The following is a 16,734-nucleotide window of genomic DNA, read 5'->3' as shown; positions in this document are numbered from 1 at the left end:
ATCATGTCAGTTGTGTCCCGTTGAAGGACAATCTGAGTTCAGGCCAGGCTCAAGTCCAGGCTGCCGCGCAGCCGTGCGACCAATTCGCCTTGGCGGCGGGTTTCGGTTTTTTCATAGAGCGCCTTGAGCTGGCTGCGGACCGTGGAGAGCGCCACATTGCGCTGCTGGGCATAGTCCGCCAGGGCGGCGCCGGATGCCAGCGCCGCCGCCAGCCCGGCCTCGGCGGGGGTGAGGTGAAAGGTGGTCTGCAGCCGGCGCGCCACGTCGGCGCCGCTGCGGGCCGGCGCCCGCACCACCACGGCGATCTGCGAGCGCTGGGTGAGCCGCGCGGCCTCGGCGGTTTCCGGCAGGGGATGCAGGGAGACCCGATAGGGGGCCTCGTCGCCCTCCTGTCGCGGCACTTCCATGTGGTCCGCATGGCTGAGGTGGGTCTCGCCCCGGGCGGCGGCGAGGGCCTGGGCCACCGCCGCCGGCATCTGGCGGGCGGCGCGCGTGTCCTTGAACACCAGCCGGCCGCTGCGCACGGCGATGTCGCCGGCCTTCAGCATGGCTTCGCCGGCGCGGTTCACATGGGCGACGTTGAGGTCGGCGTCGGTGAGGAAGATGCCGGCATCGACAATGTCGAGGGCGGCGCCGATGTCGTTCACCTTGGCCTTCGCCTCATCGAGCAGGGCATAATATTCAAACGCCCGCCGCAGGTGTGGCACCACCAGGCCCAGCCGCTGCTTTTCATGGGCGCCGAACGGTCCTGGCTCGCGGCCGCGCATGGAGGCGAGGGTGGCCATGATGTCCGCTTCCTTGGCGAAATAGGACACCAGCGAGTGTTCGAGATCCATGGGCTCCACCACCTCGCGGAACCAGGCGGTGGCGCGGAACTGCTCCGGGTCCACCCCATCCTCGGCGCAGATGACCCGCCCGGGGTTGGAGAGGATGTAGGACAGGCGCGGATCCTCGGTGGCGTGGCGGTAGATGAAGGTGCGGTATTCCTGCTGATCTGCGCCCCACACCCGCCAGGTGGGGCGCAGATTGTTCTTGAGGCTGAAGACGGCGAGCTGGGTGACGCGGCCGCCGATGAAGCGGGTGATGCCTTCCAGCAGCAGGCCCCACTGATCGGGATCGCCGCTCAGCTCGTAAACGTCGTGGATCAGCCGCGAATACTGGTCGAGATCGTCCATGTCCGCCCCATTTCGTCTCTGCCCGGTGCGCCGGCCCCAGGGCCACCAACGGCGCTGCCCAGGCGCGGCGCCGGTGCGCTCGGGGTTGTGACCCGGCCCGTGGCGCCATTGCGCGGCCCGTCCCCCGGGGGACGCCAGATGTCGCCCGATACCACCCGGCCACCTGCGGTTGCCGCCCGCGTCACCCCAGCATTGCATAATGGTGCCAGCCTGCAAGACGATGGGCTTGAGCCTCATCCCCCATATGGAGGATGAAGCGCGCGGGCCACTCGTGGTGGCTTGTGGCGAAAGGCCCGCAGATGCTGCGTGATGGCCGGGTGGCCACCGGCGTCGTCGCGGTGTCGCCGCCGGCCGGGCGGGCCGGGGCGAGGGAGTGGCGAAGGAGTGCCATGGAGATGACCATCGGGTGTGACGATGCGTGGCCATCGCGCACCAATGCGGTGGGGGCGCGGGTCCGCGCGTTGGCCCACGATGTCGGGGCACGCACCAGCGCCGGGCGCTTTGGTCGCATGTTCGCCACCCTCGATGCTCCCGCGCAGCGCCTGCCCGACGGGGCGGCGACGGTGCACGCGCTGGCTCGCCTGGCGGAGGCGATGACGGAGCCGCAGCCGGTGCCGCCGGCGCCGCGCGTGCAGAGCGCCGGCGACGGACCGCTGCCGGCCGCCTACACCTATCTGCTGCAATTCGTGCTGCACGATCTGGTGCTGGCCCGCGCCGATGACGGGGGCACCGACCCGTCCACCCTCTTCACGCCGTTGGCGCAGCTCGACGGCGTGTCGAACCGGCGCAGCGGCCGGCTCGATCTCGACAGCGTCTATGACGCGCCGCGTGATCCGGCGGTGGTGCGGCGCATGCTGCTGGGCAAGGTGGCACCGGGGACGCTGCCGCGGCCGCCGCGCAAGGGGGATCGCAACGATCTGCCGCGCTTTTCCCGCAGCACCGAGCCTGCACGTGACCGGGCGCCGCGCTGTGGCGATCCGCGCAATGACGACATGCTGGTGATGAGCCAGCTCCATGTGGCGTTTCTCAAGGCCCACAATGCGCTGGTGAGCGGCGGCCGCACCTTCGACGCGGCGCGGCGGGGCTTGCGCCAGCGCTACCAATGGATGGTGCTGTTCGATCTGCTGGGCCAGATCTGCGATCGCGCGGTGCTGGAGGATGTGGTGGAGAACGGGCCGCGCTTCTGGCGCGTGGCGCGCGCGGCGGATCTGCTGATGCCGGTGGAGTTCAGCGCCGCCGCCTTCTGCCTCGCCCCCGCCATGATGCGTGGCAGCTATGACTACAATCCCTGCTTCCGCGACATCGCGCGCGGTGCCCTCGCCACCCGCTTCGCCCTCGGCACCGCCGGGCGGGGCCCGCACGCCTTGCCCGAGCATTGGATCATTGCCTGGGAGGGGTTCCTGCCGCTGGAGGCGCGCGCGCCGCAGCGGGCACGGGCGCTGAACACGGAACTGGCCGGCGCGCCGCAGACGGTGGCCGCCCTGGCCCTTCAGCATCTGCTGCAGGGCTATCGGCTGGGGTTGCCCACCGGCCAGGCCCTGGCCCGCCACATGGGCGTGCCGGAACTGGCCGGCGCTGCGCTGCTCGCCGCCCTGCCGGAGCACCAGAGGGCGGCGGCGGCGCCGTTCGCCGACGCCACGCCCCTGTGGTTCTATCTGCTGGCCGAGGCGGGGCATCCGGAGAGACCCGGCGGCGCCCATCTGGGGCCGGTGGGCAGCCGGATCGTTGCGGAGACCGTGTGGACGCTGGTGCGCCACTCGGACAGCTCCATCCTGGTGCCCGGCGCACCCCTGGATTTCGATCGCTTCACCCTGAGCGATCTGGTGCTGATGGCGGGCGACCAGGACCGCTTCGCCGACTGAGCGCGGTGGGGCGCGGGCGCGCCTATGCCCCGCCGTTGAACACCACTGCCAGGGCGGTCATGTCGTCGAACTGGTCGGTTGTGCCGGCAAACGCCTCGATACGGTCGAGCAGGCTGGTGACGAACACCGCCGCCCGCAGCGCCGTGCCCTTGGCCACCTCCGCCTCCAGCCGTGTCTCGCCGAAACGGTGATCCGCGCCATCGGTGGCGTCGGTCAGGCCGTCGGTATAGAGCAGCAGCCGGTCGCCCGGCGACAGCACCAGCCGGCGGGCGGTGTAGCTCGCCCCCTCCATCATGGCGAGGGCCATGCCGCACACGCTCGGCCGCTCGATGTCGCCGGAGCCGCGCAGCACCAGCGCATCGGCATGGCCGCAGCTGCAATAGTCCATGACGCCGCTGGCGAGATCGATGACCGCGCAGAAAGCGGTGACGAACAATTGCTCGCTGTTGGTGGCGCACAGCAGCGCGTTGGCCGAGGCCATGGCGAGGGCCAGATCGCTCTCGTGCCGCAGCACCGTGCGCAGGGTGGTCTGGGTGGCGCACATGAAGAGCGCCGCCGGAATGCCCTTGCCGGCCACATCGCCAATGGTGACCACCAGCCGCCCGTCGGCCAGCAGGAAGGCATCGAAGAAATCGCCACCCACCGCCCGGGCGGGGCGCATGTCCGCATAAAGGTCGGCCCGATGGGCCAGGGCCTCGGGGCCGAGTGGCGCCGGCAGCATGGCGCGCTGGATCGCCGCCGCATTGGCAAGCTCGCGCCGCTCCGCCTCGCGCACCATCAGTTCCTCCGCCAGGCGGCGAAAGGAGGCGCTGAAATTGGCGAGTTCCGGCAGTGGGTTGCGCAGGTCGTCAAGGAGCCGCAGGTCGAAGGCGCGCCGCTCCAGGGCGTTCAACGCATTGGCATAAAAGCCGAAGGCGCGGTTGAAGGTGGCAAAGCGCTGGCCGAATTGCTGCAGCACCGCCGCCAGCAGGCCGGGGTGCGCCTGGCCGGCGGCCGCCAGCGCGTCGGCGGACACGCGGATGGCCCGCACCCGGGTGCGCGCCTGCACGTGGGCGGTGCGCTCCACGCCGGTGAAAGCGCCGATCTCGCCGATCACCGTGGGGCTCTCGCAGGCCGCCAGCATCACGTGTTCGTAAGCGGTGTCGATCACCACATCGGCGATGCCCTCCACCATCAGCAGGGCGAAGGTGCTGGGATCGCCGCGGCGGATCAGCAGCTCGCCGGGCGCGGCATCCACCGCCGTTCCCTGGACCATGAGAGCAGCCATGGCAGCCTGGTCCATGCCGCGGAAAAAGGGATGATCCGCCATCCGGCGGGCCGCCTCGGCGGGGGTGACGGGGGCCGATGGGCGCGGGCCGTGACGGCCGGAGGGGGGCGCAGGGTCGTCGTCGCGAGGGTGATCAGGTGGCATCTGATGCGGTCGCCGGCGGAACACTCTGAAGGTGCAGTTTCGCTCTTATACCCCAGGACTTCGGCCGGCGGAGCGGAAACCTGCGGCGCGGCCGGATTTTTCTAAGGCGCCATCGTATTCGCAGAGGCGAATGCCGCAGGATGCATCAGAACAGGTGCAGCGCCTGGGCGGCGCGGTTCAGCACCGTGTAGAGAAAGGCGGTGGACCAGCCGAACAGCAGCAGGCCGTTGGCCGAGGTGATGGGCGCCAAGAGGCGCCAGCCCTTGGCCGGCAGCAGATCGCCATAGCCCAGGGTGGTGAAATTCTGCAGGGCGAGATCATAGGCGTCGTGCAACGGCGCCACCCCCAGCACCACATAGGAGGTGGCCCACACGCCCACCTGTAGGAAGTGACCGAAGGTGAGGGCGCCGCCGGCGTAGCACATCACCAGGATGAGGGTGGGAACGGAGCGTTCCTTCACCGCCCGGTGGCTGAGCGCCTGGAGGCTGCGGCCCAGCAGCACCGTGAGGACCGCCTGCATGGCGATGGTGACGAAGCTGATGAGGATGCCGAGGGCGAGCTCGCCGACCTGCATGGGACCTCCCTGATCTGCGGCTGTGACATGCCACGGGCGCGGTGCGATTGCCAGCCGCGCATTGATCTTCGTCGCTTTCCGTGTATTTTGCGCCGCAACTTTCCCCTTTTCTCCTGCGGGCCCGAGCATTTCGGACTCGCATTTTGGTGCTGGAAGCCCATGAAGCTGCGCAATATCGCCATCATCGCCCACGTCGACCACGGCAAGACCACCCTGGTGGACGAGCTTCTCAAGCAGTCCGGTGCTTTCCGCGAGAACCAGCGCGTCGCCGAGCGCGTGATGGACTCGAACGATCTCGAGAAGGAACGCGGCATCACCATCCTCGCCAAGGCCACTTCGGTGGTGTGGAAGGATACCCGCATCAACATCGTCGACACCCCCGGCCACGCCGACTTCGGCGGCGAGGTGGAGCGCATCCTGAACATGGTGGACGGTGCCATCGTGCTGGTGGACGCCGCCGAAGGCCCCATGCCCCAGACCAAGTTCGTGGTGGGCAAGGCGCTCAAGATCGGCCTGAAGCCCATCGTCGCCATCAATAAGGTGGACCGCCAGGACGCCCGCCCCACCGAGGTGATCAACGAGGTGTTCGACCTGTTCGCGGCGCTCGACGCCACCGACGAGCAGCTCGATTTCCCCATTCTCTACGGCTCCGGCCGCAGCGGCTGGATGGCCGACAGCCCGGAAGGCCCCATGGACCAGGGCATGGCGCCCCTGTTCGACCTGGTGCTGAAGCACGTGCCCGAGCCCACCGTCCACGAGGGCCCGTTCCGCATGATCGGCACCCTTCTGGAGGCCAACCCCTTCCTCGGCCGCATGATCACCGGCCGCATCAGCTCCGGCACCCTCAAGCCCAACCAAGCCATCAAGGTGCTGGCCCAGGACGGCTCGCTGGTGGAGCAGGGCCGCGTGTCCAAGATCCTGGCGTTCCGCGGCATCGAGCGCCAGCCCATCGAAGAGGGCGTGCCCGGTGACATCGTCGCCATCGCCGGCCTTACCAAGGGCACCGTGGCCGATACCTTCTGCGCCCCGGAAGTGACCGAGGCGATGGCCGCCCAGCCCATCGATCCGCCCACCGTGACCATGACGTTCATCGTCAACGACAGCCCGCTGGCCGGCACCGAGGGCGACAAGGTGACCAGCCGCGTCATCCGCGACCGGCTGCTGCGCGAGGCGGAGGGCAATGTGGCCCTGAAGATCGAGGAGTCCACTGAAAAGGACTCCTTTTTCGTCTCCGGTCGTGGCGAGCTGCAGCTGGCGGTGCTGATCGAGACCATGCGGCGCGAGGGCTTCGAGCTCGCCGTGTCGCGGCCGCGCGTGGTGTTCCAGAAGGACGAGGCCACTGGCACGGTGATGGAGCCCATCGAGGAAGTCCTCATCGACGTGGACGAGGAATATTCCGGCACCGTCGTGCAGAAGATGAGCGAGCGCAAGGCGGAGATGGTGGAAATGCGCCCCTCCGGCGGCAATCGCCAGCGGCTGGTCTTCTACGCCCCCACCCGTGGCCTCATCGGCTACCAGTCGGAACTGCTCACCGACACCCGCGGCACCGCCATCATGAACCGGCTGTTCCATGATTACGCCCCCTACAAGGGCGAGATCGCCGGCCGCACCAATGGCGTGCTGATCTCCAACGAGCAGGGCGAGGCGGTGGCCTATGCCCTGTGGAACCTGGAAGATCGCGGTCCGATGATCATCGAGCCGGGCTGGAAGGTGTATCAGGGCATGCTGGTGGGCATTCACAACCGGGACAACGACCTGGAAGTGAACGTGCTGAAGGGCAAGAAGCTCTCCAACATCCGCACCACCTCCAAGGATGAGGCGGTGCGCCTCACCCCGCCGATCCGCATGACGCTGGAGCGGGCGCTGGCCTGGATCCAGGATGACGAGCTGGTGGAGGTGACGCCCAAGTCCATCCGCCTGCGCAAGCGCTTCCTCGATCCCAACGAGCGCAAGCGCAACGAGCGCAAGGGCGTCAGCGAAATGGCCTGAGGCCCCGCGACGCGGCCTTGCGCCGGTCCACGCTTTTCTATCGCCCCGCATCAGCTGCTGATGCGGGGCGATGTCGTTTCCGGTGCCCCTCAGGCGGGCAAGGTGGCGGCGATGCGCCGGCGGATCTCGTCCTGCCGGGCGCGGATCATCTCCGGCAGCAGCAGGGCGTCGATCAGGAACCAGATCACCCCGATCACAAAGAAATAGGAGATGATCTGCAGGATGGCCGTGCCGGTCTTGCCCAGATAGAAGCGGTGGGCGGAGACGATGCCGAGGAACAGCCAGAAGAAATAGGCGAGGGCGGCGCTCGGCCCCTCGTTGCCAAGGCGGGTTTCGATATAGATGCGCTGTTGCAGGTCGGGCGCCATCGGTGTCTCCTTCTCGCCGCCGTTGCGGCTGTCGGCCTGTTGTGGCGGTCGGCGATGGCGTCGGCAAGCCACGTGACCACCCGCGGCACCGTGCGCGCGCGAACCGTCATTCCCCGATCTTTCATCCCCCGATCCGATGGAGCCCGCCATGAGCGTCCTTCCCTGTCCTGATCCCGAGGCTGGTGATGCCGCCGGCTGCGATGCCATCGAGACGGTGCTGGTGCCGCGCCGGCGCGACATCGGCGGCATGGAGGTGGGGCGGGTGCTGCCCTCGCCCCAGGGCCAGATGATCGGCCCCTTCATCTTCTTCGATCGCATGGGCCCGGTGCGGTTCGGCCCGGGCGACGCCCATGATGTGCTGCCCCATCCCCATATCGGCCTTGCCACCGTCACCTATCTGCTCGAGGGGGAGATGACCCATCGCGACAGCCTCGGCAGCACGCAGGTGATCACCCCCGGCGCCGTCAACCTGATGACGGCCGGTCGCGGCATCGTGCATTCCGAGCGTCATGATGCGCGGGTGAAGGCGGGCGGGGGGCCGCTCTCCGGGGTGCAGCTGTGGCTGGCGCTGCCGCAGGCGCAGGAGGACGAGGCGCCCGCCTTCGTCCATGTGGGCGCCGAGGCGCTGCCGCGCCTGGAGGATGGCGGCGTGTCGGCGCGGGTCATCCTGGGCGAGGCGTTCGGCGCGCGGGCCCCGGTGCCGCTCGCCTCGCCGGCCCTCTATGTGGATGCCGTGCTCGCCCCCGGCGCGGCCCTGCCGCTGGATGCGGAGGCGGAGGAACGCGCGGTGTTCCTGCTGGAGGGCGAGGTGGAGGTGGACGGCACCCTTTTTCCCCCAGGCCGCATGCTGGTGCTCCGCAACGGCCTTGCCACCACGGCGCGGGCCCGCACGGCGGCGCGGCTGCTGGTGCTGGGAGGCGCGCCGCTGGAGGGGCCTCGCTATATCTGGTGGAATTTCGTCTCCTCGCGCCTGGACCGCATCGACGCGGCGCGCGCGGCGTGGCGGGAGGGGCGGTTCGATCTCATTCCCTCCGACCATACGGAGTTCATTCCCGCGCCGCCCGATGGCCCGGGCCGGCCCCGGCCGCAGGCGCCCCGCTGACGGGCCCGACATGAGGGGCGCTATCCTGTTGAAGGGCTCCAGGGGCCTCGCGCCGGGCCGCATCCCGTTCGGGAGAAGGGGGCGCTAGCTGCGCACCAGCACCGCCGCGGGGAAGGTCAGCAGCAGGTCGGACAGATCGAAGCGGGCGAGCCGGCTGTCGACCACGCGGCCGGTGAGGGCCTCGCTGAAGGTGCCGGTGAGCGCATCGGGCAGCACCACGGCGGTGTCGCTCCAGCGCAGGGTCGGCACCTTCGGCGTGGTGGTTTCCGGCCCCAGCAGGCGCAGGGCCAGGCGTGTCGCCACCACCACCATGTGCTGGCCGCGATGGCGGCGGGAGAAGGCCACGGCGTGCTCGGCCAGCCGGCCTTCCACCGTTAACGGCGCATAGTCGCCCTGGCTGAACAGGGCCGGCAGCCGTCCCCGCAGCTCCAGCAGCCGCGCCACCGTGGCCTGTTTCACCCGGCCATCGAGATAGGTGTCCATCAGCTTGTCCGGCATGGCACCGGCGGTCAGGCCCGAGGTGCGGCCCAGATAATCCCCCGCGCGGCCAACGTCCGTTCCCTCCAGGCTGAGGTCCCAGAATTCGCCGCCGTGGAACAGTTCGGGGATGCCGGGCAGGGTGAGCTTCAGCACGCAGTGGGAGAGGGCGTTGAGCGCGCCGGCGCGGGCCACCCGCGCCACCAGTTCGGCCAGCAGGCGCCGCGCCGGCATCCCGTCGCGCTCCTCCATGAGAGTCTTGAGGAAGGCGAGACAGCCGGCTTCATAATCCGCACTGCCCATCACCGCCCGGGTGCGCACCCGGGCGCCGCGGATGGCCTTCAGCCACCAGGCCTGCAGCCGGTCGTGCAGGTCGCCGAGGGCCAGGGCATCGTCGGCGCGCAGGGTGGCCGGCCAGGCGCCCACCAGGGTCTGCAGCAGCAGCACCACATCGGTGGGCTCGGGGGCCACGCCATCCTGGAGGCGGGTGCGGAAGGGCGCGGTGAGCTCCACCAGCTGGCGCAGCGCCCGCTCCCATTCGCCGGGCATTTCGCTGAGCACCGCCAGCCGCAGGCGGGCATCCTCGCCGCGCTTCTGGCGTGGACCGGTGGTGGCGATCAGGTCCTGCGGCGCACGCGCCGCCGCACGCTGGTGGAAGGCGTCCACCGACAGGCCCAGCAACGTGGGGTCGGCCCCCACCTCATTGCGGGAGACCAGCCGGCCGAGCCGGTAAAGCAGGGTGTCGTCCAGCGCCACCCGCGCCAGGGCGGCGGTGAACTGCTGGAAGGCGGCGATGGCATGCTCGCGGGCGCCGCTCTGCTCAATGTCGCGTAATTGCCGGGGTGGCTCATCGCCCAGCCACTGGGCGAGCTGGTCGGCCACGGCGCTGTCGAGCGGCGAGATGCGTCGCCGGGCTCGTTCGAGAGCGGTGCGGAACACTGCGGCGTCGCGGGCGTCGAACCCGTCGAGATCGGCATAGGTGCGGCGCACCGGCAGGGCCACCGCCAGTTCCAGCACCACCCGCTTGATGGCGGCGAAGGTGATGTCGCGGGTGGTGAGATCCCCCTGGCCCACCTCGTGCAGCGCGCGGGCCACCAGCTGCAGCTCGGCGCCGAGGCAATCGCGGATGGCCTCGCGGCGAACGCTGGCGAGCTTGTCGCCGTAACGCTGCCGGTCACCGGACGTGGCGGTCCAGATGTCGGTGAGGGGCGTGGCGGCGGTGGGGTCGTGGAACAGCGCGCCGAGGGCGTCGTCGCGGGCGGCATCTGAAGTGCCCATGAGCACGCCGGCGGTGGCCCGCTCGGTGGTCGGTCCCGCCGTGCCGGCGGCGAGATACAGCGCGCCCGCCTCGCGCGGGCGGTGGGCCGCCAGCGCGTCCAGCTTCAGCCGCAGGCGGCGGGCATAGCTCAAGGGATCGGCCAGCAGGTCCCATTGCTGGATGACGAAGCCGTCCAGCAGGCCTTCGCCATAAAGCCGCAAGAGCCCCGTATGGGTGGCGTCGAACACGTCGGCCCGCTCCACCCGCAGGGCGGCCAGGGCCGGGGTATCGGGATGGTGGCGCCAGTTCAGTTCGTCGCCCGCCGTGCCCCACCAGGCGAGCCGGTAAGCCTGGCGCTCCAGCAGCCGGTGGAGCCGGGCGCGGCCCAGCTCCGTGCGGGCGTCGAACGCCGCCAGCACGGCGGCCACCACCGAGCGGCCCTCCGTGGTGCCGGCGAGCCGCGCCAGGCTGGCCTTGGCGCCGGCGATCTCCGCCGGGCTCGGCCGCATGCGGGGCAGGCGCGCCAGCACGGCGCGCATCTGCTCGGCTGAGGGCAGGGGCGAGGCCTCCAGCATCTGGCTGTAGTCCCGCGGGCAGATGGGAAAGGTGTGGGGGCCGTGGCGCACCTCGAAGCGGCCGCGGGCGGCATCGAAGGCGAGCGCCACGGTACCGGCGGCGAGCGCGGCGCCATAGGGCTGGTCGAGGAAGGGCGCCAGCAGGGTGTTGCGCAGACCGCTTTCGCCGCCGCGCCAGTCGACGTCGAGCCAATGGGCATGGCTGGCGTCGCGGCCCCATTCGAGGATATCGGCCCACACCGGGCTGTCGGCGCCGCCCACCGCCAGATAAGCGGGGGCGATGTCCGCCACCAGGCCCATCTGCCGCCGCCGCAGCGCCGCCACCAGCCGGCGCAGGCCGGCCTCGCCGCCCAGCACCGGGTCGACCTGGGTATGGTCCAGCACGCCGCCCGCCAGTCCCGGGCGGGAGGCGAGCAGCGGCGAGAGGTGGAGATGGCTGACGCCGAGATCGGCGAAATAGTCCACCAGCGCCAGTGCGGTGTCGAAGGAGACGTTCTTGTTCAGCCGCAGACGGGCCATGCCACGCGGAAGGCTCACGGGCGGCCTCGTCCGGTCGGGGAAACGCGGCGGGAGTCCGGCAGAGGGGGGGGCGCATGCGGCGGGTGGCGCGTCGCCGCGCGGCCCAGGGCCATCGCGGCGCTCCGGCCTGCTTCAAACGCCCGCTCGACGACCGCCGCGCCGTGGATGGCGCGCCCGTGCAACGCTCGCCCCTTCACCCTTCAACCCCCTTCCCCAGCGGCCCGGATCGCCCGGCTGGGGCCTTGCCATGCCGAACCGAGCGCGGGGTCACCCGCGTCCGGCCGGACGGCGCCGATAGTAAAGCCATTTGCAGTGCAGAGGATACCGGCTGCCCGCAAGAAAACCGTGAGCACAGGCCAGCGGCGTGGACCGGGATCAATCCGCCCTGGCGCCCCGCCCTGGCGCCCCGCCCGTGGTGGCGCATGAAAACGGCCGCCGGACGGGGCCCGGCGGCCGTTCGATGAGAGTCTCCGGCCAGCGGCGGGCGCTGGCCGGGCGGGTTCAGTGGCCGAACGCCTTCACGATCTCCTCGGTCACCTTCTTGGCGTCGCCGAACAGCATCATGGTGTTGTCGCGGAAGAACAGTTCGTTTTCCACGCCGGCGTAGCCCGCCGCCATGCCGCGCTTGATGAAGAGCACGGTCTTGGCCTTCTCCACGTCCAGGATCGGCATGCCGAAGATGGGCGAGTTGGGGTCGGTCTTGGCGGCCGGGTTGGTCACGTCGTTGGCGCCGATGACGAAGGCCACGTCCGCCTGGGCGAACTCGGAGTTGATGTCCTCGAGCTCGAACACCTCGTCATAGGGCACCTGGGCTTCCGCCAGCAGCACGTTCATGTGTCCGGGCATGCGGCCCGCCACCGGGTGGATGGCGTATTTCACCTCGACGCCTTCTTCCTTCAGGAACTCGGCCATCTCGCGCAGCGCATGCTGGGCCTGGGCCACCGCCATGCCGTAGCCGGGCACGATGATGACCTTCTCGGCGTTGCGCATGATGTAGGCGGCATCGTCCGCCGAACCCTGCTTCACCGGACGGGCCTCGCCGCCACCGGCCGCGGCCGCCGCGCCGGCGTCACCGCCGAAGCCGCCGAGGATGACGGAGATGAAGGACCGGTTCATGCCCTTGCACATGATGTAGGAGAGGATGGCGCCCGAGGAGCCCACCAGCGCGCCGGTGATGATCAGCGCGGTGTTGCCCAAGGTGAAGCCGATGCCGGCCGCCGCCCAGCCCGAGTAGGAGTTCAGCATCGACACCACGACGGGCATGTCGGCGCCGCCGATGGGGATGATGAGCAGGCCGCCGAGCACCAGCGACAGGATGGTGATGATCCAGAACAGCGTGATCGAGCCGGTGAGCACGAAGGCGATGATCAGGATGACCAGCAGCAGGCCGAGGCCGGCATTGATGAAGTGCCGCGCCGGCAGCATGATCGGCTTGCCGCTCATGTTGCCGTTGAGCTTGGCGAAGGCGATCAGCGAGCCGGTGAAGGTGATGGCGCCGATGGCCACGCCCAGCGACATTTCCACGAGGCTCGCCCCGTGCAGATGGCCAGGATCGCCGATGCCGAAGGCGCGCGGCGCATAGAGCGCGGCCGCCGCCACCAGCACTGCGGCCAGGCCCACCAGCGAGTGGAAGGCCGCCACCAGCTGCGGCATCTGGGTCATGGCGATGCGCCGCGCCACCACGGCGCCGATGCCGCCGCCGATGGCGATACCGGCGATCACCAGCACCCAGCCCACCAGATCGGAGGGGGGCTGCAGGGCGAGGGTGGTGAGCACCGCCACCGTCATGCCCACCATGCCGAACAGGTTGCCCTGCCGCGAGGTGGTGGGATGGCTGAGGCCACGCAGGGCGAGGATGAACAGGACGCCTGCAACGAGATAGAGCAGGGCCGCGAGGGTTGCGGTCATGTCGCGGGCCTCACTTCTTCTTCGAGTACATGGCGAGCATGCGGCTGGTCACCAGGAACCCGCCGAAGATGTTCACCGATGCGAGGATGAGGGCGATGAAGCCGAAGATCCGCGCCCCCCAGGCGTGGGAGGCATCGCCCACGGTGGTGACGCCGACGGCGAGCAGCGCGCCCACCACGATCACCGAGGAGATGGCGTTGGTGACGCTCATCAGCGGGGTGTGGAGCGCCGGGGTCACCGACCACACCACGTAATAGCCCACGAACACCGCCAGAACGAAGATGGAGAGGCGGAACACGAACGGGTCGATGGCGCCGCCGGTGGCGGCATGGGCGGCCGCGCCCAGCACGGTGGCGGCCTGGTCGGCATAGATCTGCGCGGCCTCGGCGGCCTGGCGGGCCACTTCGGCGGCGGCGCGCGCCTGGGCCGCCGCTGCGGCGGCTGCGGCATCAGCAGTGATGGGGCTCATTGTGCAGCTCCCTCGGTGTTCGGGGCCTTCGGGGCGAAGTTCGGATGCACGACGGCGCCGTCGCGGGTGAGCAGGGTGGCTTTCACCAGCTCGTCGTCCCACTTGACCGCCAGCGTCTTGGCCGACTTGTCCACCATGGTCTCAAAGAAGTTGTAGAGGTTCTTGGCGTAGAGCGGCGAGGCGGAGGCGGAGAGCCGGCCCGGCACGTTGAGATGGCCGATGATCTTCACACCGCCGATCTCCACCACTTCGCCGGGCACCGCGCCTTCCACGTTGCCGCCGCGCTCCACCGCCAGATCGACGATGACCGAGCCGGGACGCATGGAGGCCACCATCTCGGCGCTCACCAGGCGCGGCGCGGGCCGGCCGGGGATGAGGGCGGTGGTGACCACGATGTCCTGCTTCTTGATGTGCTCGGCCACCAGCGCCGCCTGCTTGGCCTGGTATTCGGCCGACATGGGCTTGGCATAGCCGGTGGCGCTTTCGGCCTGCTTGAACTCCTCGTCCTCCACGGCGATGAACTTGGCGCCGAGGGAGGAGACCTGGTCCTTGGAGGCGGGGCGCACGTCGGTCGCCGTGACGATGGCGCCGAGGCGCCGGGCGGTAGCGATGGCCTGCAGGCCGGCGACGCCGGCGCCCATGATGAAGACGCGGCCGGCCGGCACGGTGCCGGCGGCGGTCATCATCTGCGGCAAGGCGCGGTTGAACTCGTAGGACGCGTCGATGATGGCGCGATAGCCCGCGAGGTTGGCCTGCGAGGACAGGACGTCCATCACCTGCGCACGGGTGATGCGGGGCATCAGCTCCATGGCGAAGGCGCTGACGCCGGCCTTGGCCATGGCGGCGAGGGCGTCATCGTGGCCGTGGGGGTCCATGATGGCGAGCACCAGGGTACCGGGTTTGTACAACGAAAGTTCGGCTTCCGTGGGACGACGGACTTTGAGTACCACTTCGGCGCCGGCGAGGGTCTCGGCGGCGGATGCTGCGATGGTGGCGCCGGTCGCCACATATTCGGCATCGAGGATGCCGGATTTGACGCCTGCTCCGCTTTCGACGGTCACATCGGCGCCGAGCGCCACGAGACGCTTCACCGTATCCGGGGTCGCAGCGACCCGCGGCTCACCGAGGTCGGCCTCGGCGGGGACAGCGATTTTCATTTGAGAAGTCTCCAGTGCTCCGGGCGCACAAGGCTCAGAGGAGGAAGATCCACATCAGGGCGAGGATGACGGCGATCGCGATGGTCACCCATTTGGTGAGCGCCGTGAACAAGGCATAGGTGCGCTGGTGCTCGGCATAGTCGTTGCCGTCGGCAGTGGCGTATTCGATCGTCGCATGATCCGCCATCTTATCCCCCCTGGCGCATAAGCCTTCTGCGGCTTTAAAGGACGGCATAGCGTCTGGCAACCGCTGCTGCAGCGTACAATAGAGCAAAGGCGCGCCTCAAGCGTCATGGGGCCGGCTGAGGCCCCTTTCCGAACGGATGTTCTTGTTATGTTCGCAGGCGGGTGCTAGCTTCGCGCCATGAACCTGCATCGCCCCCCACGCGCACCCGTGCCGCCCCCGTCCGCCCCGGCGGGAGACCTGCTGGCATGTGTGCCCCAGATGGCGGTCCAGATGGCGGCTCCGACGGCGGTCCGGGCGGTGCCCGTGGTGCCCCAAGGCGGGACCAAGGGCGAGGGCGAGAACAAAGGGAACGGCCAAGGAGGCGGCAGGGCAGGGGGTAAGGCAGGCGCCAAGGCAAGTGGTAAGGGAAGCCGCAAGGCGAGGGGTCTCCCGGGGGAGGGCGCCGCGCCCGGACGGGCGCGGGTGTATGGTCGGCTGGACCAGGATCGGGCCCGCAGGGCGCGCGAGGCCGAAGACGCCCGGGGCCTCGAGGCGGTGGCGCCCACTGCTGCGCCCACCGTGGCGCCCGCTCCGGCGGAGGCAATGTGGCCGGAAGCCGAGGTGGCGGCCGGTCGCCGCCGCGGGCGGGGCGCGGTCTCCAATGCGGCCGGGCGGTTCGAGCCGGCGGCCCGGGTGCGGTTCGACGATGGCTGGCAGAGCCTGGAGGACCTGCCCGCCTTCAAGACCGAGGTGACCGAGGAGCGCGCCCGCACGGTCATCACCCGCAACCAGTCGCCGGATGTGGGGTTCGATCGCTCCATCAATCCCTATCGGGGCTGCGAGCATGGCTGCGTCTATTGCTTCGCCCGGCCGACTCACGCCTATCACGGATTGTCGGCGGGTCTTGATTTCGAGACCAAGCTGTTCGTGAAGCCCGACGCACCGGAGCTGCTGGCGCGGGAATTGTCCCATCCCGGCTACCAGCCGCGGGTGATTGCCATGGGCACCAATACCGATCCCTACCAGCCCATCGAGCGGCAATATCAGGTGACCCGGCGGCTGCTGGAGGTGCTGCGGGAGTTCGGCCATCCGGTGGCCATCGTCACCAAATCCGGCCTGGTGGCGCGCGACATCGATATTCTCGCGCCCATGGCGGAGAAAGGGCTGGTGAAGGTGGCGGTGTCCATCACCACCCTCGATCCCCACCTGTCGCGGTTGATGGAGCCACGGGCGGCGAGCCCGCAGCGGCGGCTCGGCACCCTGCAGCGGCTCAGCGAGGCGGGCATTCCCACGGCGGTGATGACGGCGCCGCTCATCCCCGCCCTCAACGACATGGAGCTGGAACGCATTCTCGATGCGGCCAAGGCGGCGGGGGCGAGCGAGGCCGGCTATGTGCTGCTGCGCCTGCCCCTGGAGGTGGCCGACCTGTTCCGCGAGTGGCTGGTGACCCATTTCCCCGACAAGGCCCGCCACGTGCTGGCGCTGCTGCAGCAGATGCGCGGCGGCAAGGATTACGACTCCGAATTCGGCGCCCGCATGCGCGGCGATGGCCCCTATGCCTGGACCCTGGGGCGGCGTTTCGAGATCGCCGCCCGGCGCCTCGGCCTGCAGGGCCGGGGGCTGAAGCTCACGACGGCCCACTTCCGGCGGCCCAAGCCCGTGGGCGAGCAATTGTCCCTGTTCGACTGAAGCCGGCGCGGGCCGGATCGGGCGAGGGCTGCCCT

The 16,734-nt window shown here is 69.8% G+C and carries 13 protein-coding genes; 4 read left to right on the top strand and 9 right to left on the bottom strand.

Annotated elements, in window-relative coordinates; translation table 11 throughout:
- Positions 1–38 precede the first annotated feature (38 nt).
- Positions 39–1,175 (bottom strand): helix-turn-helix transcriptional regulator, encoded by a 1,137-nt coding sequence (locus ACU4E7_RS05875; RefSeq protein WP_447020954.1) that lies wholly within the window; start codon positions 1,173–1,175, stop codon positions 39–41.
- Between the two features lie 389 nt (positions 1,176–1,564).
- Here ACU4E7_RS05875 and ACU4E7_RS05870 point away from each other — a divergent pair, with 389 nt between their 5' ends.
- Positions 1,565–3,037, top strand: a complete 1,473-nt coding sequence (locus ACU4E7_RS05870) for a hypothetical protein (RefSeq protein ID WP_447020953.1) — start codon at positions 1,565–1,567, stop codon at positions 3,035–3,037.
- 22 nt (positions 3,038–3,059) lie between these two features.
- Here the strand turns inward: ACU4E7_RS05870 and ACU4E7_RS05865 are convergent, their stop codons facing one another.
- Positions 3,060–4,304, bottom strand: coding sequence for a PP2C family protein-serine/threonine phosphatase (locus ACU4E7_RS05865; RefSeq protein ID WP_447020952.1), 1,245 nt, complete (start codon positions 4,302–4,304; stop codon positions 3,060–3,062).
- A 289-nt stretch (positions 4,305–4,593) separates the two neighbouring features.
- Positions 4,594–5,022, bottom strand: coding sequence for an ion channel (locus ACU4E7_RS05860; RefSeq protein ID WP_447020951.1), 429 nt, complete (start codon positions 5,020–5,022; stop codon positions 4,594–4,596).
- A 159-nt stretch (positions 5,023–5,181) separates the two neighbouring features.
- Between ACU4E7_RS05860 and typA the strand changes: the two genes are divergently transcribed.
- The gene (gene typA / locus ACU4E7_RS05855; protein ID WP_238123768.1) at positions 5,182–7,011 is read left to right on the top strand and encodes a translational GTPase TypA; all 1,830 of its coding nucleotides are present in this window, start codon (positions 5,182–5,184) and stop codon (positions 7,009–7,011) included.
- An 89-nt stretch (positions 7,012–7,100) separates the two neighbouring features.
- Here typA and ACU4E7_RS05850 read toward each other — a convergent pair whose 3' ends face one another.
- Positions 7,101–7,379, bottom strand: coding sequence for a TM2 domain-containing protein (locus tag ACU4E7_RS05850; protein ID WP_238123767.1), 279 nt, complete (start codon positions 7,377–7,379; stop codon positions 7,101–7,103).
- Positions 7,380–7,527: 148 nt separating this feature from the next.
- Here ACU4E7_RS05850 and ACU4E7_RS05845 point away from each other — a divergent pair, with 148 nt between their 5' ends.
- On the top strand, positions 7,528–8,481 hold the full coding sequence (locus ACU4E7_RS05845) for a pirin family protein (RefSeq protein WP_447020950.1): 954 nt from the start codon (positions 7,528–7,530) through the stop codon (positions 8,479–8,481).
- A gap of 84 nt (positions 8,482–8,565) precedes the next feature.
- Here ACU4E7_RS05845 and treY read toward each other — a convergent pair whose 3' ends face one another.
- From treY to ACU4E7_RS05820, 5 genes are all read right to left on the bottom strand, one after another.
- Positions 8,566–11,328 carry a malto-oligosyltrehalose synthase gene (gene treY / locus ACU4E7_RS05840; RefSeq protein ID WP_447020949.1) on the bottom strand — a complete coding sequence of 921 codons (2,763 nt, stop codon included), beginning with the start codon at positions 11,326–11,328 and terminating at the stop codon, positions 8,566–8,568.
- A 483-nt stretch (positions 11,329–11,811) separates the two neighbouring features.
- On the bottom strand, positions 11,812–13,218 hold the full coding sequence (locus tag ACU4E7_RS05835) for an NAD(P)(+) transhydrogenase (Re/Si-specific) subunit beta (RefSeq protein ID WP_447020948.1): 1,407 nt from the start codon (positions 13,216–13,218) through the stop codon (positions 11,812–11,814).
- Positions 13,219–13,228: 10 nt separating this feature from the next.
- Positions 13,229–13,687 (bottom strand): proton-translocating transhydrogenase family protein, encoded by a 459-nt coding sequence (locus ACU4E7_RS05830; protein WP_238123763.1) that lies wholly within the window; start codon positions 13,685–13,687, stop codon positions 13,229–13,231.
- Entirely contained in the window at positions 13,684–14,844 is a 1,161-nt protein-coding gene (locus ACU4E7_RS05825) for a Re/Si-specific NAD(P)(+) transhydrogenase subunit alpha (protein WP_238123762.1), read from the bottom strand. The genes ACU4E7_RS05830 and ACU4E7_RS05825 overlap by 4 nt, the downstream gene beginning before the upstream one ends.
- Positions 14,845–14,878: 34 nt before the next feature.
- Positions 14,879–15,031 carry an aa3-type cytochrome c oxidase subunit IV gene (locus ACU4E7_RS05820; RefSeq protein WP_238123761.1) on the bottom strand — a complete coding sequence of 51 codons (153 nt, stop codon included), beginning with the start codon at positions 15,029–15,031 and terminating at the stop codon, positions 14,879–14,881.
- A 582-nt stretch (positions 15,032–15,613) separates the two neighbouring features.
- On the opposite strand from ACU4E7_RS05820, the gene ACU4E7_RS05815 reads away from it, so the two are divergent.
- The gene (locus tag ACU4E7_RS05815; protein WP_447021591.1) at positions 15,614–16,699 is read left to right on the top strand and encodes a PA0069 family radical SAM protein; all 1,086 of its coding nucleotides are present in this window, start codon (positions 15,614–15,616) and stop codon (positions 16,697–16,699) included.
- The last annotated feature ends 35 nt before the right edge of the window (positions 16,700–16,734 follow it).

The organism is Xanthobacter sp. ZOL 2024 (assembly GCF_052932325.1).
The sequence above is the reverse complement of the archived record's forward strand: the minus strand, read 5'-3'. Positions and strand labels throughout refer to the sequence as shown.